Source organism: Streptomyces sp. A1136, assembly GCF_004795055.1.
GTDB lineage: Bacteria > Actinomycetota > Actinomycetes > Streptomycetales > Streptomycetaceae > Streptomyces.
This window is the reverse complement of sequence record NZ_SSBJ01000030.1, coordinates 64,695-89,681: the sequence shown is the minus strand read 5'-3', so window position 1 is coordinate 89,681 and position 24,987 is coordinate 64,695. Positions and strand designations below refer to the sequence as shown.

The window sequence follows — 24,987 nt, the reverse complement described above, 5'->3', positions numbered from 1 at the left end:
CAGCCGAAGCGTGCACCTGCTGTGAGATGTGGTCAGCCGGCGGGCGGACGGGCCCGGGCGGGGGTTCCCCGGTCGGGCCAGGCGATGTCGTCGACGGCGAGGAACAGCTCGCCGGCCACGGTCGCGGGGGTCGTCCCGGTGAACGCCTTGACGTCACGGTGCAGGTGGGACTGGTCGGCGTAGCCGGCGTCAGCCGCGACTCGGGCCGGGCCCACGCCCGCGACCAGGCGGTGGGCGGCGTGATCGAAGCGGACGAGTTGCACGGCGCGTTTGGGCGGCAGGCCGAGTTGCGACCTGAACCGGGACCACAGGCGCTTGCGGCTCCAGCCGACCTCGTCGGCCAGTTCGTCGACCCGGGCCATGCCCGGGTCGGCGGTGATCCGGTGCCAGGCCCAGGCCAGCTCCGGGTCGACCGGCGGTCCTGCCGCATGCCGGTGGGCGAGCAGCGCGTCCGTCACCGCGAAGCGTTCCGCCCACGACCGGGCTTCGCTCAGTTGCTCGCGGATCCGGGCCGCCTCCCGGCCCCACAGGTCGTCCAGGGACACGACGGCGCCGTCCAGGTCGGCCGGGGCGGCGCCCAGAACCGCGCGTGCGATCACCGGGGACAGACGCACCTGCACGCATTCGACGTCCGTGCCCCACGCGCGGACCGTGCCTCCGGAACCGAGTCCGGGGCCGGCCACGAGGCTGCCCCGCCGGCGTCCGGCGGCGTCTTCCACGACGGGCGCGCCGGCGCCGAACTCCAGGAGCAGCGTCACGGCCGGATGCGGGACCATCCGGAGCGCGGCCAGGTCGGGGACCTTGAACCCGGCCATGGTGACCCCGGCCACCCTGCTGGGACGCTGCGGGCATGCGACGTCCCACACTGCCGCGCCGTGCACGAAGGTCCGCACCGTTCCATGCTAAGCGAGCGGGCCCCGGGAAACATTCGGCCGCTGGGAACATTCGTCCAATCCGCCGATGGGAACCGCCGGTCACAGTGGGCGCATGACCGCCACCGGGAACTTGACCCTGTCGCTGGACGACGGCGACATCCACGTCTGCCAAGACGGCCCGCCGAACGCCCCCGCACTCCTGCTCGTCCACGGGTCCGCTTCCTCGGCCCGCTCGTGGGACCCGCTGGTACCGCTGCTGACCGGATCCCACCGGGTGATCCGCGTCGACCTGCTCGGGCACGGTCGGTCGGCCAAACCGACCGACCGCAGTTACGCGCTCCCAGACCAGGCGCACCGGACCGGCGTGGTACTGGACCGGCTCGGCGTCGAACTCGCCGTGGTGGCCGGTCATTCCAGCGGCGGCGCGGTCGCCGTCGCCCTCGCCGAACAGCGGCCCGACCTGGTGGCCGCGCTCGCGCTCATCAACACCGGACCGAACCTGGACGCCTTCATCGCACCGCAGTCCGCCGCGGTCGGCCTCTCGCAGTGGCCGCCGACCGACGAGCAGATCCACCGGTTCGCGAGCACCGCGGTCAGCCGACCGGGCTACCGGATCCCGCCGGAGCTCCTGGAAGAGGTGCGTTGCATGACTTACCAGTCGCTCACCGAGACGATGGGGGCCACCCGCGACTATCCGGAGCAGCAGGCGCTCCCGGCGCGGCTGGCGGCCCTCGGCAAACCGCTGCTGGTGCTCTTCGGAGCGGACGATCGCAGGTGGCGGTCCGCGTCCGCCGCTGACTACCGCGCCGTTGCGGGCGCGGTGGTCGAGTTGCTGCCCGATCTCGGGCACTCGCCGATCCTTGAGGATCCGCCGCGTACCGCCGTCCGCCTCCTCGCCTTCACCACGGCCCACGCCGGAGGGGTGGACTGAATGAGGATCCTCGTCTCCGGCGCCGGCGTCGCCGGTCCGGTGGTGGCGTACTGGCTCACCCGGCACGGCTTCCGCGTCACCGTCGTCGAGCGCGCAGCCGCCGCGCGCCGGACCGGCGGCCACGCGGTCGATCTGTTCCGGCCCGCGATGGACATATCGGAGAAGATGGGGGTGCTCCGGCGCGTCGAGGAGCGTGCCACCGGCACCGACCGGATGACCGTCTTCCAGGAGGGCGTACGGCGTCCCGTCCGGGTGGACCTCTCCAGGATCTTCGGTGCCGCATCCGACCGGCACGTCGAGGTCATGCGCGACGAACTGAGCGGGATCTACCGGGATGCCGCGCGCGACGACGTCGAGTACCTCTTCGGCGACTCGATCACCGCGATCTCGCCCGACGGGCAGGTGCGGTTCGAGAACGCAGCGCCGCGCCGCTTCGACCTCGTCGTCGGCGCGGACGGACTGCACTCCAACGTGCGTCGCCTCATTTTTGGCGCGGAGTCCCGGTTCAGCGCCTTTACGGGGGCCTACTTCGGGGTGCTGACGCTGCCGAACGTCCTCGGGCTCGACGGCGAGCTCCTCATGCACGTGGGCGTCGGGCGCACCGCCGGGATCTACGGCGCGCGGCATCTCGGTGAGGCGCGGGCACTGTTCCTGTTCCGGAGCGAACGCGAGCTTGACCAAGACCATCGCGACGTGCCCCGGCAGAAGGCGTTGTTGCGCGCCGCGTTCGAGGGTCTGCACCCGGACGTGGACCGCCGGTTGGACGAGCTCGACCGCACCCCGGCGTTCTACTTCGACTCGATCACCCAGCTCCGCATGGACACCTGGTCGCGCGGGAGGGTGACGCTCGTCGGCGACGCGGGCTACTGCCCCGGTCCGGCCGTCGGCGGCAGCACCAGCCTGGCCGTGGTCGGGGCATACGTCCTCGCCGGGGAGCCGGCGAGGGCGGGCGGTGATCACGAACGCGCCTTCCCCGCTTACGAGCGAGCGATGGCGGAGCACGTGCGCGGCAGCCACGCGGCCGCGCTCAGCGCGGCGAAGACCCTGATCCCGCGCTCGCGCCTGGGCGTGCGGGGGCTGGCCCAGGGCGCCCGACTGATCTCCGCCCTGCCCGCCGGGCCTGGCCGTGCCCTGCTGCGCCTGACCACCCGGAGTGCCCGCCTCTACAACTCCATGACCGTTGACGACTACGCGTTCGCGTGACGCTCCCCCGGCTGCCGCGGCCCGCCGCCGCCGGAAGCGGACCGCGGGTCTTGTCTGGGGTGGCGGCCGCGGCGGTGGCGCGGGCGTCGCGGCGCCGGAACGTACGACCGCCTGAGCAGACGGCATGGGGTACACGGCGCGCCGGACTTCGGGCGCCGAAGGACGCTCATACCAGGTCCGGCTGCCAGATGACCCGGGTGGGGTAGCCGTGGGCGGCGGGGACAGCTTGTACGAGCCGTCGGTGGCGTCCTCCGGGAGTACCCACCCCACTCCCTGGTAGGCGAAGGGGTTGCGTTCCCTCGGCCCGGCGCACTGACCGGAATCCGTGATGACGGTCTCACCGGCCGGGATGTTGAGCACGTGGGCGGTCGGTGCCTCCGGGCACGGGTGGAACACCTCGGCTTGTGCGTCTGCAGACGGACCTTCACCGCGGCTGCTCCTTCCCATGATTGGTGCTCTCGAGGGCGAAGCCGACGCGCTCCGCGTCGACGCGTGCGCACACCCTCCAGACCACCGCACCCGGCTCTGGGAACGGAGCGTTGCACGGGCTGTCCTCCCCAAGGGTCCCCTTCTCCAGGCCCGGGGCCTCCGAAGCGACTGCCGCCGGTCCTCTGTGCAGGGGGCTCAGGGGGGCTGTGCCGAGGCCCGGGGGCCGGTGCCCTCCGGGCCGTCTGCCGTCTTTCCGTCGCCGCCGGGCCTGTCCACCGCGACGATCGCGATGACCACAGCGACGAGGTGTTCCGCGATCACGGCTTCGGAGTCCAGCGGGTATGGGAGGTCGAGAACCGATGGGTCGAGGTGGACGGAAGCATCCGGCCGACCGCCTTCGTAGCGGGAACAGCGGAGGGCGTGGAGTTGGACGTCCACGTGATCGAGGTGGAGGCGGGCGTCGTCGTCCCATCGTGTGACGTTCCCTGGCCGTTCGATGCGGGCTCTTTGGAAGGACGCGGTGTCATTGATGGTGGGCATGTTGCCTGCCTGTCGGCACAGACTGAGGTGGCGATGCATCGTGGCTACGAACTTCCGGAAGCCCACGAGCGCGACGAGGCCCTGCTACGTCAACTCGACTGACCGGTGAGGAGCCGCTCAACCGGCGGGGTCACGGGCGGCACGACAGTGCGCCCGAAGTCGCTGCCCGTGACACGGCGTGACTTCGGCGGAAGTACGCTCCAGGGCGCGTATTCGATTGTGGTCAATGGGCGGTCCGTGTGAGGTCCTTGCTCCAGATCATCGAGGTGCGAAGGTGGAGGCCGGCGAGGTAGCTCTCTGGCGTCGTGTCATAGCGCGTGGAGATGCGACGCCAGGCCTTCAACTTGCTGATATGAAGCTCGACGGTGTTGCGCTCTTTGTAGAGGCACAGCCGCTACACCCGCATCGACGACTTCAGTCGCGCCAGCGTCACCGCGACGATCTGCCGGCCCAGACCGAAGGCCGAGCGATAGTCAAGACCTGTGGACGAGCTGACGTGTGAGCAGGCTGCGGCTCCGCCGGCGAGTTGGATCCTATGCTGGCAGTCGTGCAGGTGCTGGGTGTGAGCAGTGAGGACGAGATGGTCGCCTGCTTCTTGAGCGGCGAGCTGTCCAGCAAAAGGTTCGGCCAAAACCTCCGGTCCCACCTGGCGGCAGGCGGACAGGCCGAGCAGTTGCTGACGTATCCGGACCTCTCCGACGCTGGGGCGAACTTCGCACGTCGCGCTCTGCTCGCTGCGACGCGTGGGTACGGAGAGAACCGCGACCTGTTCGAGAACTTCCCCACTCACCGCACGTGGAACAGGGCGCTTCTGTCCGCCGACGAGGCGGCCGACGTGCGTTACGTCGGCTATTCCTACTGGGTGGAGCTGTCGGGTGGCAGCCGCCGGCCGACCGACGCGGCCGCACGCATCAAGGCAGGGCTACGGGCGTTCGACGTGCCCAACGAACCAATCGTCGAGGCAACCCGCGCGCTCTGAAGAGGTGAGCGATTTCCTCCGCTCATCCTCGTAGGCGAGGGGCAGGACAACCTGGTCTGTCTGGAGGGCCACCTGCGCCTGACCGCCTACGCGCTCCTTGGCTTCCCGAATGACGTCGAATGCCTGATCGGCTCCGCGCCAGACATGGGACGCTGGGCGCAGTAGCACGAGGGCCTGTATCTGGTTGTGATCCGGCTCGCGGCCTCCGGCGGACCTGCCGCCGTGACCATGTCGGCCGTCGCCCAGGCCGTCCGCGCGCCCAGCGGCTCGGTGTACCACCGCTTCCCCGGGCGCACGGCACTGCTCGCCGAAGTGTGGCTGCGCACCGTGGAGCGTTTCCAGGAGGGCTACTTCGCCGTCCTGACAGGCGAGCCCGACCCGCACCGGGCAGCCCGCGCAGCCTCCCGACACGTGGTGGCCTGGTGCCGCGAGCACCCGGACGAGGCGATCCTCCTCCTCTACGGCGCTACCGACTTCGGCCGCGCCGACTGGCCCGCGGAGCTCAGCCGGCGCGCCGACGCCGGCAACCACCGAGTGTTCGCAGCCGTGGCCCGCCTGGCGGAAGCCCTGGGCGCCCAGGACGAGCAGGCCCAAGACCGCATCGTCCTGGCACTCGTCGACCTGCCGCTCACCGTGGTCCGCCGCTACCTGCGCACAGGCATTCCCCTACCACCGCACGCCGAGGACCTCACCGAGCAGTGCACGACGGCACTCCTGGCCTAGGGCAGACCCACCAGCCCCCAACCGCGGTGCGCACCCTCAATCACGCCAGGCTGAGGGTCACACTTGGCCAACCCGGTGATCTGCCACCGCACAGCAGGGCCGCCACCGCGTGGTCGGTTCTGCCGGCGTGAACCAAGTACGCGCCCGGGTTGAACGCGGCACTGCCGGCGCCCATCACCGCTCAGGTTCCGCCGTGGGCGGCGGCGAACGTGGAGGTCATCCCCGCCTGCGTGGCAGCCTGCGTCGCCTGCGCACCGGCCATGGAAGCCTCCTGCACGGCCAACGCCGTCTCCAGCTTCTGCACCTTGCTCTCCAGCTCAGATGTCTCCACCGTCACTTCCGTGCCGGCGACATGTCCGGCGGTGCGGACCACGGCGCGGGCATGGCAATGAGGTGCCGTGAACGAGGACGGTGTGACGGCCGGTGCTTGTCGTGGCCATGGCCTGATCCAGGGTTTAGCACGCTGGTTTCGGGCCACTCGCGGGACACAGCGCCGATCTTGACGCGAATTCTCCGGCGGAGCGCACGAGCGCTCCGCACGATGGAAAGGTGCCTTCCCATGAGTACTGTCAATCCGGCCGGCAACGTAGGCCACCCCACGGGCGTCGACGCGCCGGTGCACCACTCCCGCCGGCTGTCGACCGAGACGAAGGCCGCTTTCAAGACCACCGAGTTCTTCGCCTATCTCGCCGCGGTCGTCGCGGTACTCATCGCCTCCATGACCGTAGGAAACGAAGACGGCCACGGCGACTACTTCCGCGCCGACCAGGCATGGCTCTACATCGTGATCCTCACCGTCGGCTACATGATCAGCCGAGGTCTCGCCAAGTCCGGCAGCCGCGACCCCTACGACGAGTCCCGCTGACACCTCCCAGGTGTCCTGCCAACGCTGAGGGGAGTCACTCTTTCGGGTGGCTCCCCTCGGCCATGCCCTTGGGCCCTGTTGCCAAAGTGCTGGTTGATGGCTGGGGCCAGCACGATCGCTTCGTAGCGGACGGCGAGTTCTCTTGTAGTCGTCCTTGCGAACTTCGGCGGCCGCCACCACGCGATCCGCGGTTCAGACGATTGCGTCCGCAGGAACCGTAATCATTGCCTTGCTTCCGCGTCTGCCCAGGTAGGGGCGGTCGCTCTGGGAGCCGTACGCTTTGTCGGCCCGAGCCGGGTTCGGGGTACCCGGATCGCCTCCAGGACCGGCTCGAACTGCGGGAAGTCACCCCGCTGCCCGGCCGTGTTCACCACCGACAGGGGCTTCTGCCCTCGCTCGACGGCAAGGTGGATCCTGCTGCGGTTCTGTCGATGAGTTCGGGCCGCACTTCGACAGCACCAGGGATCGCCGGTTTCCTGATCCGCTGAAGCACGGCGTCAGCAGCCCCCTTGGCGACCTGCTGCGGCAGCGCCTCGCGCACCCCACCCTCACGTGGCGTGATGCCCGCTTTCTCTCGTACGGCCTGCTCGCAGTCCTGAATCGGAGAGGGATGGGCGGCACGAGGGGGTGCACGGGGATCGGGCGGCCAGACCGTTGTGTCAGTCCGTAGCCATTGGCGCGTCTGTTCGGGGGTCATGGGCGGGGGCGTCGAGGGCACCGGCGCGGACGGGGGAAGGGCTCTCCACGTACAGCCGGGCGCGCTGCCTGGAGGCGATAGAAAGGATGTCCTCGTGTCGCAGGTCGAAGAGTCCGTCGAGGTCGACGTCCCCGTACGAACCGCGTACAAGCAATGGACGCAGTTCGAGTCGTTTCCGCACTTCATGGAGGGCGTGGAGCGGATCGAGCAGCGCACCGACACCATGACGCACTGGGTGACGAAGATCGGCGGGGTCACGAAGGAGTTCGAGGCGAAGATCACCGAACAGATCCCCGACGAACGGGTTGCATGGACCACGCTGGGCGGGGAGGCCAAGCACGCCGGGGTGGTCACCTTCCACCGCCTGGCCGACGCGAAGACCAAGGTGATGCTGCGGCTCGACTACGACCCGGAGGGCTTCGCGGAGAACCTCGGCGACAAGCTCGGCTTCGTCAAGCGGCAGGTCGCCAGCGACCTGAAGAGGTTCAAGGACTACATCGAGGACCGCGGCCGTGAAACCGGCGCCTGGCGCGGCGAGATCTGAGACCAGACCCGAGCCTGCCTGGTGAAACCCTGCTCCCCCGCCCCCCTGCATCGCGTTCGGGCCTGGAGCGATGCAGGGGCCCGTAAGGAGACCGAGACAGCCGACTTCGGGAGCTCCCGAGGTGTCGCCTGGTCGCTGCGGCGAAGGCCGCCTCCCCACAAGCGGGGGATGTTCCTGGACCGCATCCGGGGACTCCTTCCAGTCTTGGTTCTTTGAACGGAAATCCCGCGGTGGACCAGTAAGCATCGCAAGGCCGCGCGGCCGATCGAGATCCGGCGCGGGCGGCGGCCCCGGGCCGCGGTGTTGCGCCGCAGGTGCTTGGCGAGCTTGCGGATCGATCAGCGAGTGAAGGGCTCGCCGACCCGAGTCGGGCGGGTGGTGGCCGTCTCGATGACGAAGTCCTCGTCGTCGTGACTGAGCAGGTGGGAACGGCCTGCCGCCCACTGAGGGTTGACGGCATGCGAGCCCGATCTCGTTGAAGCGGTGAATCACGTCGCGGACGGTGTCCTCGTCCGCCTGGACCAGTCGAGCGATGACCGGGACAGGTCAGAGCAGGGTCAGCAGGACGGCTGCGGTGAAGCCGATGGCACAGGCGCCAATGCAGATGCCGATCAGGCGGGTCCGAAAATCGGCGTACCGGCGGCTGTACCGGGTTTGTAGTTCCTCCCCGCGTTCGATGATGGCGCGCAGTGCTTCTTTGCGGAGGCGGAGATGGTGCTGGGCGAAAAGGGAGGCGATTTCCTCTTGCTCTCCGGAGCCCAGCCACTTCATGGCGCGGGCGAATTCTTTCCCTTCCCGCTCCGCTTCCTTGACGGCCGTTTGGCACATCAGGTAGCCCTCGAGCCGGGCCAGGCCCCTCTGCGCGTCGGGTGAGTGGTGTTAGCTCATCGCCGTCCCTGTCGGTCAGCGGGGGTCCGGGCCTGGGCCTGAGCCGGGTAGGGGCCCGCGGGGGGCGGCGGCGTGTGCAGGGTGGATTTGACGCTTGTTGGATCAGTTCGCAGAGTGAGCCGCCCCCGTCGGACCCTGTCCGGCGAGGGCGGCGCGAATCGAACAACGGTTTACGGGAGCGAGCGTGCGTCAGCCCTTGGCGATGGCCATGCCGAGGAAGATACCGACGATCAACGCGGCACTGCCGGCGCCCATCACCGCCCAGGTTCCGCCGTGGGCGGCGGCGAACGTGGAGGTCATCCCCGCCTGCGTGGCAGCCTGCGTCGCCTGCGCACCGGCCATGGAAGCCTCCTGGACGGCCAACGCCGTCTCCAGCTTCTGCACCTTGCTCTCCAGCTCGGATGTCTCCACCGTCAACTTCCTCTCTCGCCTGTGCCGGCCGATTCCGGCATCAACCCCCATCCCTTCCCCACCCCCGCCAAGCTGTCGCGGGGCACAGAAGGGGAGCACCCGATTGCCGAACCGAGGTGAGTGATTGGGGTACAGGAAATCCCGGCGACAACGATCATGGTCCGGTCGGCGCGAGGGTGCTGACGCGGTTCTCGTACTCGCGGCGGGCCTTGCGCTGGGCAGGGACCACCGGAGTGCCCGGGCCGCCGTCGAGCGGCTGGCAGCGGGCGAGGAATCGGTGGTGCACGGCCGCGACGGCGGTAACGCGCAGGGTGTAACCCCGGCCGCGCCGCTCCAGCTCGGTGCTGCGCAGGAAGTCGGCGACCTTGCCCGGCATGTCGAGGGTGACCGGCAGCTCCGGCACCGGGGGGTTCTCGGCCTCGGTACTGGTGAGCTCTCATATGCCTCAGGAGATGAAGGAGCGTCAGATGGAAGCGTTTACGCATGCGGTCAGGTCCCTGCCGGAAACACTCGGGTACAGATCAGGGCGAGCGTCAGCTCCCAGACTCTGCAGAGGGTGACGCTCAAGCCGGATGGGGCTCTGCCCTACGTCTACACCTGGACCGGAGCTGGAGAGAACGGTGCGGTGATCGGCACGACCGAGGTGGACCGCTCGACGGACAGGGTCATCGGAGTCGACCTGTTCGCCGGCGACGACGGCAACACTTGGCGTCCGAGCCACGCCAAGCTCGCCCACCTCCAGAGGAAGATCCTGCCGTCCATCACCGACGTGACCCTCGCGGCCGAGAGCGACGGCGACAACGACTACGACGACGCCGTCCACTTCATCTACTTGGGCCTGTGCGATAGGTCGGGGCTCCCGTCCGACCTCGACAAGCACTCCGCCCCGGTACGGGCATGGTTCGCACCGGGGGGGAGGCTAGCGGGCGTGCGGCGCGTCAGGCCGGCCGGATGTCGGCGGCGGCCCGGAGCCCTTTCGGCCCCTGCTCGACCACGAAAGTAACCGGCGCTCCCTCATCCCTTGGCCAGCGCCGCGCTGAGGTCGCGAAACCTGGAGGAACGATTCGCCGGCCAAGAGCCGCCCCGCGGCGAGCGCGGCACCCCAGCACTGCGTCCTGCCCGTGACTGCCGGGGCCGATGTCGCCTACCGCGGTGGCACTGGCCTGCGGCGACCGCGGGAGGGACCGGCACGGCACGCAGGGGTCCGGGGCAGATGACACGCCACCGGATGGCCCATCCCGACCTTCGGCGCCGTATCGGGTCATAACGTACGAATATGAAGAAGCGTCATATTCTATCCTGCGCGAGCGCTGCGGTGCTCTGCGCCACCGGGCTCGGCGCCGCGCCGGCCGCCGCGGTTCCGATGGTGCACGTCGTACGTCCCGGGGACTCGGTCCAGCGGGCGGTGGACGCGGCGCGACCGGGCGACACCGTCCTGCTGACCGAGGGCACGTACCGGGAGAGCGTGCGGGTGACCACCTCCGGGCTCATCCTGCGCGGCATGGGGCCCCGTACCGTCCTCACTCCCGCCGCCGGAAAGGCCGCCGACGCCTGCGCCCGTGCCGGCAACGGCATCTGCGTCGAGGGCGCGGACGGCCGGCCCGTCGAGCACACCACCATCGCCTCGCTCACCCTGTCCGGCTTCGCCAAGACCGGGCTCTGGTCCTCCCGGACCGACCGCCTGACCGTACGGAACGTCACCGCCGAGAAGAACGGGCAGTGGGGCATCGCCCAGGAGCGCTCCACGCGCGGGGTCTTCAAGGGCAACACCACACGCGGCAATGGCGACGCGGGCCTGTTCCTCGCCAACACCGTCGCCACCGAGGCAGGGGCCACGGACACCGGGGGGACGGTGGTGGAGGACAACCACTTCCGGGACAACCGCATCGGCGTCACCCTGCGCCGCCTGCGCAACCTCAGCGTCGGACACAATGACATCACCGCGAACTGCGTCGGCGTGGTCGTCGTGGGCGACGAGAACTCCCCGCACGGCGGCCACCTGGCCGTCCACGACAACCGGGTGGTGGCGAACAACAAGCTCTGCCCGAAGACCGCCAGGCTGCCGTTCCTCCAGGGCTCCGGGATCGTGCTGACCGGCGTCGAGGAGACCGAGGTGACCGGTAACGAGGTCACGGACAACAAGGGCTCGTCCCCGATGTCCGGCGGCATCGTCCTCTTCCAGAGCTTCGTGGGCGCCCACAACGAACGGAACAAGATCACCGACAACACGCTGCTTGGCAACGCCCCCGCGGACCTCGTCGACAGCAACGTCGGCCGGGGCAACGTCTTCAAGAGCAACTCCTGCGGGGCCTCGAAGCCCACGGGGCTGTGCTGACCTCCCGTCCGGCGCGAACGAGAACAGGAAGGGCGGCATGACGACCGCACGCACCACCGACCCGACCACGAGGCCGGCGCCCCCTCCGTCCATGCGGCTGCGCGAGCTCGTCTTCGGGGCGGCGTGCACCGCCGCCCTGCGCGCGACCGTCCGGCTCGGCGTGCCCGACGCGCTCGGGGACAGCCCGATGAGCGTGGCGGACCTCGCCGCCGCGGTGAAGACCGAGCCCAAGCCGCTGCGGCGGCTGCTGCGGGCGCTGTCCTGCTACGGGGTCTTCGCCGAAGAGCCGGACGGCACGTTCACACACACCGGTACGTCCCGACTGCTGCGCGAGGACGACCCGCACAGCCTGCGCGCCATCGCCCTGTGGTGCACGGAGCCCTGGACCTGGGCCGCCTGGCCGAAGCTGGACGAGGCGGTGCGCACCAACCACAACGTCGTCGAGGACCTCTTCGGCAAGGAGTTCTTCACCTACCTGAACGAGGACGCCCCCGAGTCGGCCGACGTCTTCAACCGGGCCATGACAACCTCCAGCTGGCAGTCGGCGCAGGACGTGGCGGAGTTCCTCGACCTGTCGGGGGCCTCGTCGGTCGCCGACATCGGCGGCGGCCAGGGCTACGTGGTGGCGAGCCTGCTGGAGAAGTACCCGGCGATGCGCGGCACCCTGCTCGACCTGCCGCGCGTGGTCGAGAACGCCGATCCGCGGCTGCGGCCGGGAGGGGCGCTGGCTGACCGGGTGCACATCGTGCCCGGCGACTGCCGGGCGGACATCCCGGTACAGGCCGACGTGTACATCATCAAGAACATCCTGGAGTGGGACGACGTCAGCACCGCTCGCACCCTGCGCAACGTCATCGCGGCCGGCGGCCCCCGGGCGAGGGTCGTGGTGATCGAGAACCTGGTGGACGACACCCCGTCCATGCGGTTCAGCACCGGCATGGACCTGCTGCTGCTGCTCAACGTCGGAGGGGCCAAGCACACGAGCGAGAGCATGGTCGGCAGGCTCACCGAGGCGGGCTTGGCCGTAAACGACATCCGTCCGGTCAACCCGTTCCTGCACGCCTTCGACTGCACCGTGGCGGGCTGAGAGCGGTCGGCCGGTCGCCCGTACGCCGCCGGTCGTCGGCTCCGCGAAGGTGCGGGCCCGGCGACCGGCGGCGTAGTGGCGTGCTTCAAGACCGGGAGTCGCGATCCCAGCGGTAGAAGCAGTGCGCCATGGCGTCCTTCGGCGAGCGCCAGGTGTCGGGGTCGTACGCGCTGACGTACGCCGACAGCCGCCGGCTGACGTCGACGAACTCCGGGTGCCCCGTCATCTTTGCGATGGCGGGGCCGGGGTCCTTCTCGGACTCGATGAGGTGCAGGTACACGTCACCGAACTGGAAGAGGCTGCGCCGGGCGACTCCCACGAGGTGCGGCAGCTCTCCGCGGTCGGAGGACGCGAAGACCTCGGCGATGCCGGAGGCCGACCCGGGTGCCATACGGGCGACGATCAAAGACTGGTGCATCGGGTTCTCCGTCCGGCTCAGTCGAGCACCCGAGCCGGCCGGCGCTCGGCGGCGGCCTGCTCGATGCGCTCGCGGATCAGGGCCATCTGCACCTTGGAGTTCCGGTTGATGTTGTCCGTCATCCAGTCGTCGTCCACGGGCGCCTCCGGCTTCATGGCGAAGTCCTGCGTCCACACCATCCGGGTGCCGTCCGGCACCTCGTGGTACTGCCACCGGATGTTCATGTGGGCGAAGGGGCCGGTCTCGACGCGGCGGGCGGTGACGCTGAGCCGGTCGCGGTCGGTCTCGCGCTCGGACACCCAGCTCCACACGGTGCCGTTCTCGTCCGGGTGCATGGTCAGCCGGAACGTCGTCTTGTTCCCCTCGACGGAGAGGATGTCGGCGGACGCGTACTCGCTGAACAGCTGCGGCCAGTTCGCCACGTCGTTGGTCATGTCCCAGACCAGGTCGACCGGCGCGGCGATGGTGATCTCGTTCTGCGTGTGGCCCGCCACGTCACGCTCCTGCCACGAGAGAGCTGTTGACCAGGTCGAGGAACTGCCGGGGGGTCTTGCAGCGCTCGGCGTCGGTGGGCATCGGCGCACCGTGCCGGTTCTCCAGTTCGCCGACGATGCCGAGCAGCCCGAGCGAGTCGAGGCCGAAGGTGTCGAAGCCGGAGTCGCTGCGCTTTTCGAGCTCGGCCGGGTCGACAGTGACGCCGGCGGCCTTCTTCATGAGTTCGGCCAGCTCTTCCACGGTGATGCGGTCGCTCATGGGATTCCTCTCCTTGTTCCGGGGTGCCCCGCTACGGGGCACCCGCGGCGCCGCGCCGGAGCACGAGCGCCGAGTTCGACCCCATGAGTCCCCGGCTCAGGACCAGCGCGGTGCGCAGCTCGGCGGCGCGGGCGCGGGTGGTCACGAGGTCGAGGTCATGGCAGATGTCGAAGATGTTGGGAGTGGGCGGGATGATGCCGTACTCCATGGCCAGCACCGCGGCCGCGGCGTCCAGCACGGGCGCCGCGCAGTAGCCGCGGCCGATGCCGGTCTTGGGCGCCGTGACGGGGACGCGCCGGCCGTGCCGTCCCAGGGCGTCGGCGATGGCGAGCGCCTCGGCCCGGTCGGCCTCGGGGAGGCCGAGGGCGTCGGCGAAGACCACGTCGACCTCCTCGGGGGCGCAGCCGGCTTCCGCGAGGGCCCCGTCGATGGCCCGGGCGAGCCCTTCGCGGGACGCCTCCCAGCAGGAGGCGCCGGTGAAGGTCGCTGCGTGCCCCGCGACGACGGCGCGCACCGCGGCCCCGCGCTCGCGCGCGGCGTCCTCCTCCTCCACCACGAGCATCGCGCCGCCTTCGGCGGGTACGAAGCCGCAGGCCGCGGAGGTGAAGGGGCGGTAGGCCCGGTCAGGGTCCCCTTCGGTGCTCAGCTCCGGGTAACCGAGTTGGCACACCATCGAGTAGGGGGCCAGGGGTGCCTCGGTCGAGCCCGCCACGATCACGTCGGTGCCGCGCCGCACGGCCCGCGCGGCGTGCGCGAGGGCGTCCAGGCCGCCCGCCTCGTCAGCGGCCACGACCGAGCAGGGGCCCTTGAAGCCCCGGCGGATGGAGATCTGGCCGGTGCTGGCGGCGTAGAACCAGGCGATGGACTGGTACGGGCCGACGAACCGGCTGCCCTTCCCCCACAGCTGTTGCAGCTCGCGTTGACCGAACTCGCCGCCGCCGGAGCCAGCGGCGGTGACCACCCCCACGGAGAAGGGCGCCTCGCCGGCGGCGCTCTGCCCGAGCTGGGCGTCCTCCAGCGCGGAGTCCGCCGCCGCCATGGCGAAGTGCGTGAACCGGTCGGTCTGGACGAGGAAGCGCTCCTCGACGGCCGTCGCCGGTTCGAAGGCCCGCACCTCACCGGCCACCCGCAGCGGCAGGTGGTCGCAGCCATCGCGGGTGATGCGGCCGAGGACGTTGATGCCTTCCCGGGTGGCTTTCCAGAACGCGTCCGTGTTCAGTCCGTTGGGCGCGATCACGCCGATTCCGGTGACGGCGGCACGCCGTGGGTTCGGTTCGCTCATCGTGTCCTCTAACCCTTCCGGTTCAGGACCACCGCGGATTGGAAGCCGCCGAACCCGCTGCCCACGGACAGCACGCCGTCCAGCTTCCGTTCGCGGGCGACGCGGGGGACGTAGTCCAGGTCGCACTCGGGGTCCGGCGTCTCGTAGTTCGCGGTCGGCGGTACGACCTGGTGACGCATGGCCAGGACACAGGCCACCAGCTCGATCGCCCCGATCGCGCCGAGAGAGTGCCCGACCATGGATTTGATGGAGCTCATGGGCGTGGCGTAGGCGTGGTGGCCCAGGGCCCGTTTGACGGCCGCGGTCTCGTGGCGGTCGTTCTGCCGGGTGCCGGAGCCGTGGGCGTTGACGTAGTCGATCGCCGAGCGGTCCAGGCGGGCGTGGTCGAGGGCGCTCTCGATGGCGCGGGCCATCTCCAGACCCTCACCGGTCAGCCCGGTCATGTGGTACGCGTTCCCGAAGGTGGCGTATCCGCCGACCTCGCAGTACACGTGAGCGCCGCGGGCCCGGGCGTGTTCCACCTCCTCCAGCACCAGGACCGCCCCGCCCTCTCCCATCACGAACCCGTCGCGGTCGTTGTCGAACGGCCGGGAGGCGTGGGCCGGGTCGTCGTTGTTGGGCGACGTGGCCTTGATGGCGTCGAAGCAAGCCATGGTGATGGGAGAGATCGGAGAGTCGGACGCGCCGGCTATGCAGACGTCGGCCCGGCCCTCCTGGACTGTGTGGAAGGCGTAACCGACGGCGTCGAGCCCGGAGGTGCAGCCCGTGGAGACCGTCTGGACCGGGCCGCGGGCACCGAAGCGCTCCGCGACCGTGGACGCGAGCGTGCTGGGCGAGAACGCCCGGTGCAGGTGCGGCTGCGCCTGGCCGGGGTCGACGTCCCAGCGCCGGCCGCCCTGGCTGACCAGTACGTAGTCGTGCTCCAGGCGGGTGGTGCCGCCGACCGCGGTGCCGAGGGAGACCCCGACCCGCCAGGGGTCCTCCGCCGCGAGGTCGAGTCCGGCGTCGCGGACCGCTTCGTCGCCGGCGGCCAGCGCGAACTGGATGTACCGGTCACCGCGGGCGACCTGCTCCGAGTCCAGTCCGTGGGTCGCCGGGTCGAAGTCGCACTCGGCGGCGATCCGTGACCGCAGGCCCGCGGGGTCGAAGAAGGTGATGCCCCGCGTCGCGGTACGCCCGGCGGCCAGGAGGTCCCAGAACGCCGGTGCGCCGATGCCACCTGGCGCGACTATGCCGAGGCCCGTGACGGCCACCCGCCGGGTCATGAACGGACCTGGGAGAGGTCGGCCGGCGGGGCGCCGTCCGCGACGGCGTCGGTGCCTTCGGTGTCGACGTGGCCGAGGGCCGGGGTCGGGGCCAGCGGGCCCAAGTGGAACACGATGCGGGCCTCGGTGTCACCGACGTTGCGGAACCGGTGGCGCACATTGGTGGGGATCAAGAGCCCCTGCTCGGGCAGCAGGGGGTGCGGATCACCGTCCAGGTCCACCTCCAGCCGCCCGCAGACGACGTACACGAACTCCTCGGAGTACGGGTGGTAGTGCTCGGCGATGCGGTCGCCGGGCTGCACCATGGCCACGCCCATGAAACCGCTGGTCGAGCCGACGGTGGCGGGGGTGAGCAGGGCGCGTAGGTCGCCGCCGCGCCGGCGGTTGGGCTCGACCTCGTCGAGTCCGACGATTCGGGGCTTGGCTGTGATCACGATGTTCCCTTCGATGTGTGCCGCGCCGGGCGGGCTTGTGGCCGCGGCCCGCTTGGTCCGGTCAGGCCTCCGGCGACCGGCGGTCAGTGATGAGTCGCATGCGCGCGAGCTCCAGCAGGCGCGCGAAGTCCTCGCCCCGCAGCGCGGACGGGTCCGTCCCTGCGGCGCCGTCGAAGAGCGTGGTCAACTCGGCCGCCCCGGCGGGGTCGGCGAAGCCCAGGCAGAGCGCGGGGTCGGCATCGTCGAGGTCGCCGCGCACGTCGACCAGGCGCACCACGACCTCGTCGCGCTGGAAGATCGTGCTGCGCAGCACCGGGCTGCGCGGGTCGTCGGCCGCCGACTCGTCGTGCTGGGCGAGCAGCTCGGCCAGCCGCATGCCGCAGTCCGGGCGCGCCTCGTAGTACAGGGCATGGCGCTCGGCCTCCGGGTGCTCATGCCCGGCGGTGACGTGGTGCAGGGCGGGCAGGGCCGCGCGGGTGAAGAAGACGCGGGCCGACTCGGGATCGTTGAGGTCCCGGTCCTGCTCCAGGTAGGGGTTGATGGCCTCCTCGACGGCCCGCACCTCGGGCTGCCGGGCGACGTGGCGCAGCGCCGCGAGCAGGTCGCCCTTGACCTCGACGGCCCGTACCACCCGGTTGCCGTACATGAAGAGGGACGTCCGGCACAGCCGGGTGGTGTCGTCGACCCGCGGTTCGGGCGAGGCGTAGCCGGCGAGGATCTTGGCGACGGCCTCCTCGCTGCCCGGCTTGACGGTGAAGGTGAGCGCGTGGCGGACGACGCCGTCGCCGATGCGGGGGGAAGTCTGCAGGCGACGCCGCTCGGGCGTGGCGCCGGCGGCGGGGCCACCGGTCTCCCGTACGACGTGGAAGCGCAGCGAGCGGGTGTCCCGTACGCAGCCGTGCAGCGGCGACACCATCCGCACGTGCTCTTCGCTGTTCACCCACGCGAGGAAGGGCGGGGCGCTCTCCCACTCGCTGGTGATGAGCCATTGGGATGGATTTTCGATCGACTGGCACAGCTGGTCGCTGACGTGCCCCGGAACCGAGGAGACCTGGGTGCAGAGTTGTTCGTACGCCTCCAGGAACTGCTGTTGGGCGCCGTCGTACACATCCACCAGCAGGACGACGCGGAGCCTGGAGCCGTCGAACACGGACTGGGAGACACGTTTCGGCATCTGTCGCTTCGGCGGTTCTGAAACACGTTCAGACGTGGTGGTCATCCTGCGCACATCTCCTTCGAGGGCAGCGGTGAACGCCGGCCGCGGTGTCGCGACGTCAGCGTGTCTCGATCCTGTGCCCGTCCGTGGAAGTGCGCGACCCGCGTGAACCACGCGGGTGACGTGCCCGCCGACCCGCTGTCAAGTGCGCGCAACTCCCGCGCCCCACCCGAACGTCTGCCTCTGGAGGCATCGATGCAGCACGAAGCCGACCACCGGGTTCCGGTCCTCATCGTCGGCGGGTCCCTGGTGGGCCTGTCCACGTCCCTGTTCCTGGGGCGCCACGGGGTACGGCACACCCTGGTCGAGCGGCACGCGGGAACCTCGATCCACCCGCGCGGCCGCGGTAACAACGTCCGGACCATGGAGCTCTTCCGGGTGGCCGGCATCGAGCCGGACATCAAGACCGCGGCGTCGCTGCTGGCGGACAACCACGGCATCCTGCAGACCCCGACCCTCGTGGGCGACGCGGGCGAGTGGCTGTTCAAGGACATCGACCCGGGTGGCGGCCTGGCGAAGTTCAGTCCCACGTCCTGGTGTCTGTGCAGCCAGAACGACCTGGAGCCCGTGCTGCTCGACAGCGCCCGGGAGCAGGGCGGGGAGCTGTGGTACTCGCACGAGCTGGAGTCGTTCGAGGAGGACGCGCAGGGCGTCACCGCCGTCGTACGGGACCGGACCACCGACCGGCGCCGGACCGTCCGCGCCGACTACCTCGTCGCCGCGGACGGCCCGCGCAGCCCGGTCCGGGAGCGGCTGGGCATCGGGCAGAGCGGCCTCGGCGACCTCTTCCACAACGTGAGCATCACCTTCCGCTCGCGCCGGCTCGCCGACGTGGTGGGCGACCGGCGGTTCATCGTGTGCTACCTGACCTCCCCGGACGCCGACGGCGCGCTCCTGCCCGTCGACAACAAGGAGAACTGGGTCTTCCACGCGCCCTGGCACCCGGAAGACGGCGAGACGCTGGAGGAGTTCACCCACGAGCGGTGCCAGGAGCACATCCGCCGGGCCGTCGGTGTCGCCGACCTCGACGTGGAGGTGACCGGCAAGGCCGCGTGGCACGCCGCAGAGCGGGTCGCGGACCGCTACGGCGCCGGGCGGGTGTTCCTCGCCGGCGACTCCGCGCACGAGATGTCCCCGACGGGGGCGTTCGGCTCGAACACCGGAATCCAGGACGCCCACAACCTCGCCTGGAAGCTGGCCGCCGTGCTGGGCGGCTGGGCCGGTCCCGGGCTGCTGGAGACGTACGACGCGGAGCGGCGGCCGGTGGCTCTGGCGACCAGCGCACGGGCCTCGGCGCGTTCCGTGGAACACAGCCACCCCGGCTTCGCCCCGCCGCCGGGGATCGGCGGCGGCCGGCAGGGCGGCATCCTGAACGTCGTGCTCGCCTACCGCTACCCGCGGGGGGCCGTCGTCGGCGCCGACCCGGAGCAGGACGTGGTGCCCGAGGGGATGCGGCTGGCGGGGCAGCCGGGCAGCCGGGCTCCGCACATGTGGCTGCGGCGCGGCGAGCAGAGCCTGTCCACGCTCGACCTCTACGAGCGTTCGATGGTGCTGCTCAGCGGCGCGGGGGACGCCGCTGGCTGGCACGCGGCCGCGCGCCGCATCGCGGAGGGCGACGGGGTGCGGCTGGAGGCCTACCGGATCGGTGCCGGTCCCGGGGCCGACCTGGTGTACGACGGGCACGGCGCGCCGGGCGGGGCGGGCGGGGACGGCCCCGCCGACTGGGCGCAGGTGCACGGCACCACGGCGGAGGGCGCGGTCCTGGTACGCCCCGACGGCTTCGTGGCCTGGCGGGCCGAGGGCCCGGCGGCGGACCCGGAGGCGGCGCTGCGCCAGGCCCTGGCGGAAATCCTGCGCACGGAGTGAGCCCCAGCTGGCCCGGCCGGGTCCAGGAGGGCCCGGCCCCGCCGCGTCACCGGCATCGCGGCCCTGCCCGGCCCGGGACGCGGGCTGCCAGCGGGGCTCAGGCCTGCTTCGGTTCCTCGGGGATCCGGTGCACTTCCACGGGGTCGGTGCCCGGCTTCCCGCCGGGCCCGGGGCAGGCCGACGCCCTCGCGGCGATCTCCAGGGCCCGCTCCTCGCTGTCGACGTCGACGACCCAGTACCCGGCCAGGATCCGTCCCGCCTGGGCCGGCCCGTCGGTCACCTGCCGCTGTCCGTCGCTCGCGGCCCGCACCGTCTTGACCAGCGACGGACCGCCGAGACCACGCCCTTCCACCCATTCACCGGCGGAGGTGAGGTCGTTGTTGAGGGCGTTCATGTGGGCGAACATGGCCTCCATGTCGTCCTTCGAGTACGACGACATGATGGCGTCCCACTGATCGGCCGGCACGTTCAACTGGATCATGTACTTCATGTTCCTCACCCTTCCGGGGGCGGCTGCAGGGCTTCTTCGGCTTGCAAAGGGTTAGACCGCCGCACGCCGCGGAACTCATCGGCGCGCGAGCCCCCTCTTGTGACCGGGCACTGCCGCGGTCACGGGCTCGCCCTGCCCGACGGCTCCGGCCGGGCGGTGGGCAACGGCGGAAGGGAGAGCTCAAAGCGGGCGAGGGGCCGTCCCAGGACGTGGGACGGGGCGTGGACGGTGACGAGGGCGGTGGCGGTGGCGGTGGCGGTGGCGGTGGCGGTGGCGTAGAGGATCTCGCCGATGGTGCAGACCACGGACACCGAGGCGACGGCCGGGGCATCCCAGCCGTGCCCCAGTGAAGCGGCCGCGAGGAAGCCGAGGTAGGGCGCGGCGAGTACCACGCCGGCGAGAGCCGGCACGGTCCGCCGGGAGAAGCGGGACATCAGGACGGTGACCGGAACCTGCAGGGCGACCACCAGCACCGTGTTGGCCACAAAGACGGCAGCCGACCACAGCGGCGAGGCGTGCAACTGCGTGATAACCAAACCCTGGCCGTAACCGGCTACCTGCCCGTGCTGTTTGAAGGGGCGCACGTGCCGCACTCCTGCGGCAGGTCCACATTCACTAGGAGATTTTGATGTCGCGTATCACAAAGGCCGTCGCGGTCACCGCCTCAACCGCTGCCATCCTCGCCGGCGGCGCCGGTCTGGCGGCCGCGGACGCCACCGCCGAAGGCGCCGCCATCGGCTCCCCCGGCGTCCTGTCCGGCAACGTCGTCCAGGTCCCCATCCACATCCCCGTCAACATCTGCGGCAACACCGTCAACGTCGTCGGTCTCCTCAACCCCGCCTTCGGCAACGTCTGCATCAACAAGAGCGGCGGCGACAAGGACCACTACAAGGGCCAGCAGCACGGCGAATACTGACAAACACCAGGCCCTGGACCCGGCGCACTTCACGCCGCCACCCCAGACCGCCGTGTGAACCAGCCGCAGCGCACAGCCCGGTACCGATCGGCCTCCCCCACGTCGTCCAAAGGCAGGCCGACTCCCGTACCGGGCTGTGCGCTGAGTTCGATGACCATGAAATAGACTCGTAACGCGGCCAGGCAGAACTCGGCAAAAGTTGCTCGGTGGGTACTAAGAGGTCCTAACAAAGGCGTTGGACGTGTCGGTGGGTGATGAGGCACGTGGCAAGGCCGAGGAAGCCTTCGTGGATGTCGTCGCGTCGTTCCCACCGGATCCGTAGTCGCCGGAATCCGTGGAGCCAGGACATGGTCCGCTCAACCACCCACCTGTGGACTCCGAGTCCTGATCCGTGAGGGACGCCCCGTCGGGCAATCACGGGTTTGACGCCCATCGCCCAGACCAGGCGGCGGTACTGTCGTGGTCGTAGCCGCGTCGCCGAGCAGTCTGTCGGGCCGCTTTCGTGGCCGTCCGACCAGGCCGGCGACCGACGGGATCTTCTTCAACAGGGGTATCAGCTGGGTGACGTCGTTGCGGTTCCCGCCGGTCAGCGAGACAGCGAGCGGGATGCCCTGGCCGTCGACGATGAGGTGGTGCTTGCTGCCCGGACGCGCGCGGTCGACCGGGCTGGGCCCGCTTTGGGGCCTCTTCGAGCGGCCCGGACGCGGGAGGAGTCGATCACCGCCCTGGACCAGTCGATCTGTTTCACGGCCCGCAGCTTCGCGAGCAGGATCACGTGGAGCCGGTCCCAGACACCAGCCTCGTTCCAGGCCTCGAGCCGACGCCAGCAGGTCATGCCCGAACCGAAGCCCAGCTCCTGGGGCAGGTACTCCCACTGGATGCCGGTATGCAGCACGAACAAGATGCCGCACAAAGCCTGCCGGTCTGGGACCCGAGGCCTGCCAGGCTTCAGCTTAGGCCCGTGTATCGGCAGCAACGACTCGATCAACGACCACAGTTCGTCCGAGACGATCCACGGACGAGACTCCCTCTTCCCCACGACCAGACCAACGAGCATCCCAGCCGACAGTCACACCACCACCGGCTTCTGTTAGGACCTCTTATTGGAGATCGGTGGTTCTCCCCCGGCCGCAGCGACCGCCGCACGGCGCAGTGCCAGGCGGGCGGCAGGGGTCGCAGGGTGCTCTTGCCAGTAGGGGCCGCTGCTGATCTTGAGGGAGAGGCGTAGGCAGTGTCTGACAAATGATCACGGATTGGTTCGCGGAGCCAGAGGGTCAGCGAGGCCAGGATGACTCCGGCGCGGTAGCGGTCGGCGAGCTTGTCGAACCTGGTCGCGATCGCGCGGAACTACTTGAGGGGTGCGAAGCATCGTTCGACCACGTTCGGTCACGGTAGACCTCTTAGAAAACCCCCTCACCACCCGCCCGGGGCTCGGCATGCCCTTTTATCGAAGATCCCTTGGGGGGGAGCACCACATGCACGCCGTCGAATCCGAAGCCCGCCCTGGGCGCCCACCCGGTGTCACCGGCCCGGGCGGGTACCACGTGGGCCCTCCTGTGCAACGGTTGCCTTGCTGTTGCTCAAGGCACATCTATGGGCTCATAGAGCACGTCGGTTCTGAGAATTGTTTTCGTACCCTCAAGTAGCGGGGCCGAGTCGTGAAGCGTCCGATGCCAGAAGAGGAGCGCATCGCCCGGTTCGGGGCGGTGGGCGCTCAATATTTCCTCAGGCTCTGCGAGCCGGGGCCAGTCCGAGAAGTCGCGTTGCGCAAAGGGAAGGTCGTTCTGCTTGTCGGCGATGAACCGCGTTTCTCCGCCCACCGCCTCATACGACAGGTAGACGACGACCGTCAGGTGAGTTCGCGTTCCGTCTGGGGCGAAATAGGGCGAATCGTAGTGCGGGACAAGCAATCCGCCGTGTTCGTACGTGATGAAGCGCATACGCGGATTGACGGACGCCGGCTTCCAGGACCTTCCGTCTGAATCCGTCGGATCGTCCGGTCCTACTTCAAACGACAGAAACGTCCGCAGCCTGCGGTAGAACTCTGCCGCCAAGACTTCGGAATCAGCCGTGGCACGGAGAGAACCGACCGGATCTCCCGCTGCGTAGTTGGCGGCAATGCCGTCTAGACCCACCGGCACAAAACGCTGGGCAGAGAGTTCGGCCGCGAATGCCTCCACTTCAGCCGGAGTGAGGAAATGGCGAATCACCCTGGCATCGACGTGTGGGATCTCCGACTCGGTCGGGGCCCATGAGTCATCGGCAGATATTCGGATCAGCGTTTCTTCGGAGAGGTCGAAGGGATTTACCGGCATTCCGAACATGCTTACTTTTCCGTCCTGAGGTCATTGTCAATGCCGCGGTGGCCGTGGAGAAGAACAGGGTGCAGCGTGGCGGAGGGCGGAGGGGACTGGCGTGGCGCACGAAACGCTCCTAGCGGGTGGATTTCTCCGGGAGGAGAGGGGTTGCGCCATCCGGGTTCACACTTCGATCGACGCGCTTCTTCGCGTCGGCACGCGGCGCCACGGGCGCCGGAGTCTTCGAGGGTTTGAAGTGCACGAGCGGTGGATCGAAGAGCAGAGATTGCGCATCAGCGGGATCAGGCGCTGGGGTGCCGCAGCGTTGAAATGGGGACCGCCTTGTGTCTCCCTGCCGGTGGTCCGGCGGCAGGGAGGCCGCCGAACGGCTGGCGCGCGCTGGCATGGCTCCGGGCTCGTGCTCGACGTCACGGCTGTGCGCGCCGCGGCGGATCGAGGCCCCTGCAGTCAATGCCCGCAGGGAGCGGGGGCCGCTGAGCGATTATCGTCATGATGACGAGATTAGACCGGGGTGAACCCACAAAGCAAGCAGCACGTCCCCAACGCCACGGAAGGGGACGGGAGGCGGGGCGGGGATCGGCTCGGGGGACTACCGATGCGCGGTAGTCCCAAGCAGCGCCGGGCCGCTCCGTACCGGGCGACCGCACGTGCGGTGCAGGAACACCGCTCTGACGCGGTGCCAGACCGCCCGGCGTCGTTGTCCGTTGCCAATGAAGTTGGTCGAGTGCGGTGTCCTCACCTGGTTCTCTGATAATTGATCTTGTGGAAGATCGAGGTGGGTTGACGGACGCGGCGTGGGAGCGGATAGAGCCCTTGTTGCCGCAGGTGGATGGGCATGGTCGGCCGTGGCGTGATCACCGGCAGGTGGTCAACGGTGTGCTGTGACGGTTGCGGACCGGGGCTCCTCGAACTGCCGTCGCTCTTCTCTCCCCTGCTGCGACGTAGCCGGGCGACCGCCGGCACCGGGCCGTTCAACGGCACCGATGCCTGGCACGCGGTCGGCGGCTCCTTCCGGCTGGAGACCACGGACGGGCCGGAGGGCCGAGACTGGGCACGGCGTGGTTCCGGCCTGCCGTGGGCCCTCGGGCGACGGCGCAGGGGCGCACGCTCTCTCCGGCGCCACAAACACCGGCCTGCCCTTCGATGCCACACCGTAAGGCTTCGGGGCGCGATGCCAGGAGACGGTGAAGGGCCGGTTCACCCGTACGAGCTCCCGGCGGAGCATCCTTGGCCATGCCACGATGCTGATCCGTTCCTCGTCGAAACGCTCACAGTCGCACTGGAGGTGTTCATCGGGCGGTCGACAAGGACGGGCCTACGGGGCGGAGCTGCACCCCGCGGCGATCGATGTGGTGGTGGCGGAGCAGGTCAAGCTGTCCGCGGCCCGTTGCGGACAGTGCGAATGAGTTCGTCGACCAGGCCGTGGAGGATCGCAAGGCGGCCCAACGCAGTGACGGCCTCGCCCAAGAACGGTGCCGCGTCGTGCTGAACCACGCCGTCCATGCGTACGCCGCTCGCCACC

Annotated in this window: 26 protein-coding genes and 6 pseudogenes; 13 read left to right on the top strand and 19 right to left on the bottom strand. The window is 69.9% G+C overall.

Translation table 11 applies throughout. From position 1 onward, the window contains the following. Window positions 1-32: 32 nt before the first annotated feature. Window positions 33-893: an AraC family transcriptional regulator gene (locus E6R62_RS26720; protein WP_136216034.1), complete on the bottom strand. Its 861-nt coding sequence runs from the start codon at window positions 891-893 to the stop codon at window positions 33-35. Window positions 894-987: 94 nt separating this feature from the next. Between E6R62_RS26720 and E6R62_RS26715 the strand changes: the two genes are divergently transcribed. From E6R62_RS26715 to E6R62_RS26705, 3 genes are all read left to right on the top strand, one after another. Further along, entirely contained in the window at window positions 988-1,806 is an 819-nt protein-coding gene (locus E6R62_RS26715) for an alpha/beta fold hydrolase (protein ID WP_136216033.1), read from the top strand. Then, entirely contained in the window at window positions 1,807-3,009 is a 1,203-nt protein-coding gene (locus E6R62_RS26710) for an FAD-dependent oxidoreductase (protein ID WP_136216032.1), read from the top strand. 735 nt (window positions 3,010-3,744) lie between these two features. Further along, window positions 3,745-4,080, top strand: coding sequence for a hypothetical protein (locus E6R62_RS26705; RefSeq protein ID WP_136216031.1), 336 nt, complete (start codon window positions 3,745-3,747; stop codon window positions 4,078-4,080). Window positions 4,081-4,201: 121 nt separating this feature from the next. Here the strand turns inward: E6R62_RS26705 and E6R62_RS26700 are convergent. Continuing rightward, window positions 4,202-4,363 (bottom strand): annotated as a pseudogene (locus E6R62_RS26700) (IS5/IS1182 family transposase); the annotation flags it as partial. Between the two features lie 162 nt (window positions 4,364-4,525). Here E6R62_RS26700 and E6R62_RS26695 point away from each other — a divergent pair. Together E6R62_RS26695 and E6R62_RS26690 are read left to right on the top strand one after the other, a co-directional pair. Beyond that, window positions 4,526-4,957: a hypothetical protein gene (locus E6R62_RS26695; protein ID WP_240801913.1), complete on the top strand. Its 432-nt coding sequence runs from the start codon at window positions 4,526-4,528 to the stop codon at window positions 4,955-4,957. Between the two features lie 174 nt (window positions 4,958-5,131). Further along, complete coding sequence (locus E6R62_RS26690) at window positions 5,132-5,680, top strand: TetR/AcrR family transcriptional regulator (RefSeq protein WP_276615660.1); 549 nt, start codon at window positions 5,132-5,134, stop codon at window positions 5,678-5,680. 181 nt (window positions 5,681-5,861) lie between these two features. Here E6R62_RS26690 and E6R62_RS39815 read toward each other — a convergent pair whose 3' ends face one another. Further along, window positions 5,862-6,011 carry a hypothetical protein gene (locus E6R62_RS39815; protein ID WP_168714195.1) on the bottom strand — a complete coding sequence of 50 codons (150 nt, stop codon included), beginning with the start codon at window positions 6,009-6,011 and terminating at the stop codon, window positions 5,862-5,864. Between the two features lie 228 nt (window positions 6,012-6,239). Here E6R62_RS39815 and E6R62_RS26685 point away from each other — a divergent pair, with 228 nt between their 5' ends. Beyond that, on the top strand, window positions 6,240-6,545 hold the full coding sequence (locus E6R62_RS26685; protein WP_206308853.1) for a hypothetical protein: 306 nt from the start codon (window positions 6,240-6,242) through the stop codon (window positions 6,543-6,545). A 791-nt stretch (window positions 6,546-7,336) separates the two neighbouring features. Continuing rightward, window positions 7,337-7,786, top strand: a complete 450-nt coding sequence (locus E6R62_RS26680; RefSeq protein WP_136216030.1) for an SRPBCC family protein — start codon at window positions 7,337-7,339, stop codon at window positions 7,784-7,786. A 183-nt stretch (window positions 7,787-7,969) separates the two neighbouring features. Here E6R62_RS26680 and E6R62_RS41200 read toward each other — a convergent pair. The 4 genes and pseudogenes from E6R62_RS41200 to E6R62_RS42245 form a co-directional block, all read right to left on the bottom strand. After that, window positions 7,970-8,320, bottom strand: a pseudogene (locus tag E6R62_RS41200) (helix-turn-helix domain-containing protein); the annotation flags it as partial. Window positions 8,321-8,332: 12 nt separating this feature from the next. After that, the gene (locus tag E6R62_RS26670; RefSeq protein WP_136216029.1) at window positions 8,333-8,614 is read right to left on the bottom strand and encodes a hypothetical protein; all 282 of its coding nucleotides are present in this window, start codon (window positions 8,612-8,614) and stop codon (window positions 8,333-8,335) included. 249 nt (window positions 8,615-8,863) lie between these two features. Beyond that, complete coding sequence (locus E6R62_RS26665) at window positions 8,864-9,085, bottom strand: hypothetical protein (RefSeq protein ID WP_136216028.1); 222 nt, start codon at window positions 9,083-9,085, stop codon at window positions 8,864-8,866. Between the two features lie 154 nt (window positions 9,086-9,239). After that, entirely contained in the window at window positions 9,240-9,488 is a 249-nt protein-coding gene (locus tag E6R62_RS42245) for a hypothetical protein (protein ID WP_240801912.1), read from the bottom strand. A 153-nt stretch (window positions 9,489-9,641) separates the two neighbouring features. Between E6R62_RS42245 and E6R62_RS42240 the strand changes: the two genes are divergently transcribed. The 3 genes from E6R62_RS42240 (at window position 9,642) to E6R62_RS26645 (ending at window position 12,507) form a co-directional block, all read left to right on the top strand. Continuing rightward, entirely contained in the window at window positions 9,642-10,088 is a 447-nt protein-coding gene (locus E6R62_RS42240; RefSeq protein WP_136216027.1) for a hypothetical protein, read from the top strand. A gap of 273 nt (window positions 10,089-10,361) precedes the next feature. Further along, entirely contained in the window at window positions 10,362-11,420 is a 1,059-nt protein-coding gene (locus E6R62_RS26650; protein ID WP_136216026.1) for a nitrous oxide reductase family maturation protein NosD, read from the top strand. 37 nt (window positions 11,421-11,457) lie between these two features. Next, window positions 11,458-12,507: a methyltransferase gene (locus E6R62_RS26645; RefSeq protein WP_136216025.1), complete on the top strand. Its 1,050-nt coding sequence runs from the start codon at window positions 11,458-11,460 to the stop codon at window positions 12,505-12,507. Window positions 12,508-12,592: 85 nt separating this feature from the next. On the opposite strand, the gene E6R62_RS26640 is transcribed toward E6R62_RS26645, so the two are convergent. The 7 genes from E6R62_RS26640 to E6R62_RS26610 form a co-directional block, all read right to left on the bottom strand. After that, window positions 12,593-12,925 (bottom strand): TcmI family type II polyketide cyclase, encoded by a 333-nt coding sequence (locus E6R62_RS26640; protein WP_136216024.1) that lies wholly within the window; start codon window positions 12,923-12,925, stop codon window positions 12,593-12,595. 17 nt (window positions 12,926-12,942) lie between these two features. Further along, the gene (locus E6R62_RS26635; protein ID WP_136216023.1) at window positions 12,943-13,419 is read right to left on the bottom strand and encodes an SRPBCC family protein; all 477 of its coding nucleotides are present in this window, start codon (window positions 13,417-13,419) and stop codon (window positions 12,943-12,945) included. 1 nt (window position 13,420) lies between these two features. After that, window positions 13,421-13,678, bottom strand: coding sequence for an acyl carrier protein (locus E6R62_RS26630; RefSeq protein ID WP_136216022.1), 258 nt, complete (start codon window positions 13,676-13,678; stop codon window positions 13,421-13,423). Window positions 13,679-13,709: 31 nt separating this feature from the next. Further along, window positions 13,710-14,960: a ketosynthase chain-length factor gene (locus E6R62_RS26625; RefSeq protein ID WP_136216021.1), complete on the bottom strand. Its 1,251-nt coding sequence runs from the start codon at window positions 14,958-14,960 to the stop codon at window positions 13,710-13,712. Between the two features lie 8 nt (window positions 14,961-14,968). After that, window positions 14,969-16,225, bottom strand: coding sequence for a beta-ketoacyl synthase (locus tag E6R62_RS26620; protein ID WP_136216020.1), 1,257 nt, complete (start codon window positions 16,223-16,225; stop codon window positions 14,969-14,971). Beyond that, the gene (locus E6R62_RS26615; protein WP_136216019.1) at window positions 16,222-16,659 is read right to left on the bottom strand and encodes a cupin domain-containing protein; all 438 of its coding nucleotides are present in this window, start codon (window positions 16,657-16,659) and stop codon (window positions 16,222-16,224) included. The genes E6R62_RS26620 and E6R62_RS26615 overlap by 4 nt, the downstream gene beginning before the upstream one ends. A 61-nt stretch (window positions 16,660-16,720) precedes the next feature. Continuing rightward, a complete protein-coding gene (locus tag E6R62_RS26610) occupies window positions 16,721-17,878 on the bottom strand; it encodes a SchA/CurD-like domain-containing protein (protein WP_136216018.1) in 1,158 nt (385 codons plus the stop codon). A gap of 192 nt (window positions 17,879-18,070) precedes the next feature. Here E6R62_RS26610 and E6R62_RS26605 point away from each other — a divergent pair, with 192 nt between their 5' ends. Continuing rightward, window positions 18,071-19,741 (top strand): FAD-dependent monooxygenase, encoded by a 1,671-nt coding sequence (locus E6R62_RS26605; RefSeq protein WP_136216017.1) that lies wholly within the window; start codon window positions 18,071-18,073, stop codon window positions 19,739-19,741. Window positions 19,742-19,838: 97 nt separating this feature from the next. On the opposite strand, the gene E6R62_RS26600 is transcribed toward E6R62_RS26605, so the two are convergent. Beyond that, window positions 19,839-20,231, bottom strand: a complete 393-nt coding sequence (locus tag E6R62_RS26600; protein ID WP_240801911.1) for a YciI family protein — start codon at window positions 20,229-20,231, stop codon at window positions 19,839-19,841. 173 nt (window positions 20,232-20,404) lie between these two features. Continuing rightward, window positions 20,405-20,767, bottom strand: a pseudogene (locus E6R62_RS26595) (MFS transporter); the annotation flags it as partial. 92 nt (window positions 20,768-20,859) lie between these two features. Here E6R62_RS26595 and E6R62_RS26590 point away from each other — a divergent pair. Continuing rightward, complete coding sequence (locus E6R62_RS26590; protein ID WP_136216016.1) at window positions 20,860-21,147, top strand: chaplin; 288 nt, start codon at window positions 20,860-20,862, stop codon at window positions 21,145-21,147. A 223-nt stretch (window positions 21,148-21,370) separates the two neighbouring features. Here E6R62_RS26590 and E6R62_RS26585 read toward each other — a convergent pair. The 3 genes and pseudogenes from E6R62_RS26585 to E6R62_RS26575 all read right to left on the bottom strand — a co-directional run bounded on the left by E6R62_RS26585 (window position 21,371) and on the right by E6R62_RS26575 (window position 23,471). Beyond that, window positions 21,371-22,204: pseudogene (locus E6R62_RS26585) on the bottom strand (IS5 family transposase). A 176-nt stretch (window positions 22,205-22,380) separates the two neighbouring features. Further along, window positions 22,381-22,530 (bottom strand): annotated as a pseudogene (locus E6R62_RS40335) (IS5/IS1182 family transposase); the annotation flags it as partial. 197 nt (window positions 22,531-22,727) lie between these two features. Further along, the gene (locus tag E6R62_RS26575) at window positions 22,728-23,471 is read right to left on the bottom strand and encodes a 2OG-Fe(II) oxygenase (protein ID WP_240801910.1); all 744 of its coding nucleotides are present in this window, start codon (window positions 23,469-23,471) and stop codon (window positions 22,728-22,730) included. 756 nt (window positions 23,472-24,227) lie between these two features. Here E6R62_RS26575 and E6R62_RS26570 point away from each other — a divergent pair. Continuing rightward, window positions 24,228-24,347 (top strand): annotated as a pseudogene (locus E6R62_RS26570) (transposase); the annotation flags it as partial. Window positions 24,348-24,987: the final 640 nt, after the last annotated feature.

Coding starts and splice junctions, on each gene's coding strand:
- E6R62_RS26715 (WP_136216033.1), top strand. CDS start 988: ATGACCGCCACCGGGAACTTGACCCTGTCGCTGGACGACGGCGACATC.
- E6R62_RS26710 (WP_136216032.1), top strand. CDS start 1,807: ATGAGGATCCTCGTCTCCGGCGCCGGCGTCGCCGGTCCGGTGGTGGCG.
- E6R62_RS26685 (WP_206308853.1), top strand. CDS start 6,240: ATGAGTACTGTCAATCCGGCCGGCAACGTAGGCCACCCCACGGGCGTC.
- E6R62_RS26670 (WP_136216029.1), bottom strand. CDS start 8,614: ATGTGCCAAACGGCCGTCAAGGAAGCGGAGCGGGAAGGGAAAGAATTC.
- E6R62_RS26650 (WP_136216026.1), top strand. CDS start 10,362: ATGAAGAAGCGTCATATTCTATCCTGCGCGAGCGCTGCGGTGCTCTGC.
- E6R62_RS26645 (WP_136216025.1), top strand. CDS start 11,458: ATGACGACCGCACGCACCACCGACCCGACCACGAGGCCGGCGCCCCCT.
- E6R62_RS26640 (WP_136216024.1), bottom strand. CDS start 12,925: ATGCACCAGTCTTTGATCGTCGCCCGTATGGCACCCGGGTCGGCCTCC.
- E6R62_RS26630 (WP_136216022.1), bottom strand. CDS start 13,678: ATGAGCGACCGCATCACCGTGGAAGAGCTGGCCGAACTCATGAAGAAG.
- E6R62_RS26625 (WP_136216021.1), bottom strand. CDS start 14,960: ATGAGCGAACCGAACCCACGGCGTGCCGCCGTCACCGGAATCGGCGTG.
- E6R62_RS26620 (WP_136216020.1), bottom strand. CDS start 16,225: ATGACCCGGCGGGTGGCCGTCACGGGCCTCGGCATAGTCGCGCCAGGT.
- E6R62_RS26610 (WP_136216018.1), bottom strand. CDS start 17,878: ATGACCACCACGTCTGAACGTGTTTCAGAACCGCCGAAGCGACAGATG.
- E6R62_RS26605 (WP_136216017.1), top strand. CDS start 18,071: ATGCAGCACGAAGCCGACCACCGGGTTCCGGTCCTCATCGTCGGCGGG.
- E6R62_RS26600 (WP_240801911.1), bottom strand. CDS start 20,231: ATGAAGTACATGATCCAGTTGAACGTGCCGGCCGATCAGTGGGACGCC.
- E6R62_RS26590 (WP_136216016.1), top strand. CDS start 20,860: ATGTCGCGTATCACAAAGGCCGTCGCGGTCACCGCCTCAACCGCTGCC.
- E6R62_RS26575 (WP_240801910.1), bottom strand. CDS start 23,471: ATGTTCGGAATGCCGGTAAATCCCTTCGACCTCTCCGAAGAAACGCTG.